Source organism: Curtobacterium sp. APC 4022 (genome assembly GCF_030407555.1).
Taxonomy (GTDB): Bacteria; Actinomycetota; Actinomycetes; order Actinomycetales; family Microbacteriaceae; genus Curtobacterium.
In genome coordinates, this window is the sequence record NZ_JASDDD010000096.1 from 1 (window position 1) to 3,831 (window position 3,831).

Below are 3,831 nucleotides of genomic sequence, written 5' to 3' on the forward strand. Positions count from 1 at the left end.
AGACTCGGCCACGCGGACACCCTGCGGCCCCCGGCAGGCGCGAACTGTCCGCTAGGCCGAGGCTCGGCCCCAGCGACACCGCACGCGGCGAGCAGCGCGAGCCGTGTCGCCCACCGCGAACCCCGCCGGCCGGGAGGCCCGTCTCAGCCCCGCCACGCGCCTCCAGCCCGAAACTCGCCCACGCGGACACCCTGCGCCGTCCGGCAGGCGCGAACTGTCCGCCCAGCCGAGGCTCGGCCCCAGCGACACCGCACGCGCCCAGCGGCGCGAGCGCTGTCGCCCACCGCGAACCTCGCCGGGCGGCCCGCCTACGCGGACCAGTCGGGCCGGACGAAGCCGCTCTCGTAGGCGAAGACGACGGCCTGCACGCGGCTCGCGGCACCGACCTTGCCGAGCACGCTGCTGATGTGGGTCTTCACGGTGGCCTCGCTGATCCAGAGGTCCTTCGCGATCTGCGCATTGCTGGCGCCGCGGACCAGGGCGGTGAGGACCTCCCGCTCGCGGGCGCTCAGCGACGCCAGCGCGGGGGCGTGCTCAGCGGGCGGAGCGGGCACGGACGATCCCGAAGCGCCACCGGCCGCGCCACCGGACCGGGCACCGAGCAGCCGGTTCTCGAGCAGCGCCCGGGTCATCGACGGTGCGATGAGGGTGTCGCCGGTGTGTGCCGCACGGACCCCGGCGGCGATGAGGTCCGGGCCCGCGTCCTTGAGCAGGAACCCGAGTGCGCCGGCCTGGACGGCGTCGAGCAGGTACTCCTCGTCGTCGAACGTGGTGAGGATGACGACTGCGCCCGCAGTGCCGTCGGACACGATCGAGCGGGTGGCCGAGATGCCGTCGAGCACGGGCATCCGGACGTCCATGAGCACCACGTCAGGGCGGAGGTCGGCGCAGACGGCGATCGCCTCGGCTCCGTTCGGCGCCTGCCCGACGACGGTCAGGTCGGGTTCGGCGTCGACCATCATGCCGAGGCCGGTGCGCACCACGGCCTGGTCGTCGACGATCACCACGCGGATCACGACGCGACCACCCGGGGACCTGCAGCGCCGGCCGGAGCCGAAGCCGAAGCCGACCCAGCCGAAGCGACAGGACCGGCGGCAGCCGGCCCAGCCACGTCAGCCGACCCACCCGCACCACCCGGCCCCGCACCGGGCCGGACGCTGCCTGCCGTCGGGACACGCGCCTCCCGGGGTGCCTCGAGCGTGACGCGCCACCCGCCACCCGCGGCCGGCCCGGCGTCCAGGACCCCGCCGATGGACGCGGCGCGCTCCCGCATCCCGCGGATCCCGGCGCCACCGACGGCGAGTTCCGGCACCCGGGGCCTGCCGCCGGAGCCGCCGTCGTCGAGGACCTCGAGGCGGATGCGGTCCTCGGACGCGGCCAGGCTGATCCGCACCGAGGAGCCGTCGGAGTGCACGAGGGTGTTGGTCAGGGCCTCCTGGCAGACGCGGAGGACGGCGAAGTCCTGCATCACGCCCAGGCTCCCGGGCACGCGCAGGTCGGTGTCGACCCGGACTCCGGTGGCGCGGACGCGGTCGACGGCGGCCTCGAGCGCACCCCGGAGCGACACCGGGGCGTCGGTCGTGCCGCCGTCCCCGCCCGCACGGAGAACCCGGACGACCTTCCGCATCTCGGACAGCGCCTGCTGCCCGGTGCCCGCGACCCAGGAGGCGTACTCGGCGAACTCGGCCTGGTCCGCGACCCCGACCCGGACCAGCGCCTGGGAGCGGACGACGATGGCGGCCATGTGGTGGGCGACGACGTCGTGGACCTCGCGGGCGACGGCGGTGCGTTCCTCGGACGCGATGCGGGCCTGGTCGGACTCGCGCAGGCGGACGAGTTCCTCGTTGCGCCGCTGCAGCACCAGCTCGGACCGACGGCGACGGGCAGTGGCACGGCCGAGGACGGCGGACGCCACGAGCAGGATCCCCATCAGGACGATCGTCGACCAGTCGGCGATGGCCAGGAGCGACTTGCCGAGCAGCAGTGCGAGCGGCCACCGGTAGACGGCGAGCACCCAGGACTCCACTGGCGCGAACGCGAGGGGCAGGAACAGCGCGGACAGGGTCGGCAGGGCGACGACCGCCAGCACGGCGAGCACCCGTCGTCCGGCCGCACACGCCAGGTAGACGGCGATCACGAGCGGGATGAGGCGCACGGTCAGCACGTCGAACGTCCACAGCGGCCAGCCGACGACGATCGCGACCACCACGAGCAGCGGGTACGGCAGCCGCTGCCCGACGCCGATGCAGAGCGCGACCAGGGCCGCGGTGACCCGGTAGTCGTCGAGCCTCGTCGGGTACCAACCGGCGCGGTGCAGCCCCTCCATCGTCAGGAGCGCGAGGGCGAGGAACACGACCCCGGCCACGGCAGCGCGCACCCACGGCGGGATCGAGACTGGACGCATGGCGTGAGGCTAGCCGCCCGAGGCGACTCCGCGCCTCCCCCGAACGACGGAGCGCGCGCGTCCGGACGATCAGTCGAACGGACGGGAGGCCCACCACCTTCCGCCGATGCGCCTGACGCCCGCCTCGTCAGAGGCTGGTCCTGCCGCAGTGAGCGGTCTGCCGCGGTCCGCGGCAGCGCCGCAGCCCGCGGCAGCGCCGCAGCCCGCGGCCGTCGAACGGAGCACGTGATGCAGAAGAAGACCGCTGTCAGCCTGGCCACCCTGGCGCTCATCCTGGCCATCGCGGGGACGGGCGCCGCGGCGGCGACCATCGGGGGCCCGGACGCCTCGTCGGACGTCGGACGCCCCGCTACCACGTCGACCGTCGTGCAGACCACGGTCGCCACGTCGGACGACGACGGCTGGCCGGGACAGCTGCCGGACGTCGACCGCTTCCGGGGGCTCTCGCGGTCGGACCAGCAGGCGGTGCTCCGGCGGGTCGACCGGTTGCTCGGGGACCTCAGCGGCTCGCGGGCCAGCGAGGGGCTCGTCCGGCAGCTGAGCGGCTACCGGGGCGAGCTGGCGCGTCTCCGCCGGTAGGTGCTGCGGCGCGAGGCACGAGGTTCGCGCTGAGCGACACCGCGCGGCCGACCGCAGGCGAGCCATGTCGCCCAGCGCGAACGCCGGCCCGGCCAGGCCCGGCCCCGCCGAGGCTCGGCGGACCTGGACGGCGCCGGACGCGTGCAGCACACTGGCGGCATGGGGTGGGGGAAGCGAACGCTGACGATCGGGATCGTGTGCATGCTCGGGGGTGGCCTCGCCGGGTGCGCTGGGATCAGGAGCGGCCAGTGTGTCGACTACGTCTCACTCACCGCGGCGGAGCAGGCGCACGAGGCGTCCCTCGTCGTCGACGCCGATGTCCGGTCGACGGACCGAACGGTCGAGGTGGCCGGCCGCTACCGCGTCCACGAGGCGGCGATCACCGACGTGCGCAAGGGCCGGACGCTCGGCGACCGGATCGACGTGATCGCGACCTCCGACCAGTGCACGTCGAGCGGCGAGCCCGTCGAGTACGTCGACGGCGACCCGCTGGCCGAGCCGGGCAGCTACCGCCTGTACCTGACGCGGGTCCGGGGTGGAGGCCCGTGGCAGCTGGTCGTGCCGGGTGCCGCCGAGCGCCTCCCGGCCTGAGCGCCGCCGCGAGACTCGCGCTCAGCGACGACCCGCGGCCGTCGGCGCGCGAACGGTGTCGCTCAGCGCGAACCTCGGCGCGCGCCGCCGCCGGCGCGCAGCCGCGCCCGTCAGACCTCGACGTCGCTGCCCATCGTCACCGTGCGGCGGAGCGGCAGCCCGAACCGTGCAGCCGGGTCGGCGGCGTTGTGCGCCATCGCGACGAAGAGCTTCCGCCGCCACGACACCATCCCGCCCTTGCCCGCCCCGGTCCGGAG

4 protein-coding genes are annotated in these 3,831 nt (G+C 75.1%); 2 read left to right on the forward strand and 2 right to left on the reverse strand.

Annotated elements, in window-relative coordinates; genetic code table 11:
• Positions 1-308 precede the first annotated feature (308 nt).
• Both QL987_RS16725 and QL987_RS16730 read right to left on the reverse strand, forming a co-directional pair.
• Positions 309-1,016 carry a response regulator transcription factor gene (locus tag QL987_RS16725; protein WP_290158781.1) on the reverse strand — a complete coding sequence of 236 codons (708 nt, stop codon included), beginning with the start codon at positions 1,014-1,016 and terminating at the stop codon, positions 309-311.
• Positions 1,013-2,404, reverse strand: coding sequence for a histidine kinase (locus QL987_RS16730; protein ID WP_290158782.1), 1,392 nt, complete (start codon positions 2,402-2,404; stop codon positions 1,013-1,015). Before QL987_RS16730 ends, QL987_RS16725 begins: the two co-directional genes overlap by 4 nt.
• Positions 2,405-2,632: 228 nt before the next feature.
• On the opposite strand from QL987_RS16730, the gene QL987_RS16735 reads away from it, so the two are divergent.
• A complete protein-coding gene (locus tag QL987_RS16735; protein WP_221852444.1) occupies positions 2,633-2,983 on the forward strand; it encodes a hypothetical protein in 351 nt (116 codons plus the stop codon).
• A gap of 159 nt (positions 2,984-3,142) precedes the next feature.
• A complete protein-coding gene (locus QL987_RS16740) occupies positions 3,143-3,574 on the forward strand; it encodes a hypothetical protein (RefSeq protein ID WP_290158784.1) in 432 nt (143 codons plus the stop codon).
• Positions 3,575-3,831: the final 257 nt, after the last annotated feature.

Coding starts and splice junctions, on each gene's coding strand:
- QL987_RS16730 (WP_290158782.1), bottom strand. CDS start 2,404: ATGCGTCCAGTCTCGATCCCGCCGTGGGTGCGCGCTGCCGTGGCCGGG.
- QL987_RS16735 (WP_221852444.1), top strand. CDS start 2,633: ATGCAGAAGAAGACCGCTGTCAGCCTGGCCACCCTGGCGCTCATCCTG.
- QL987_RS16740 (WP_290158784.1), top strand. CDS start 3,143: ATGGGGTGGGGGAAGCGAACGCTGACGATCGGGATCGTGTGCATGCTC.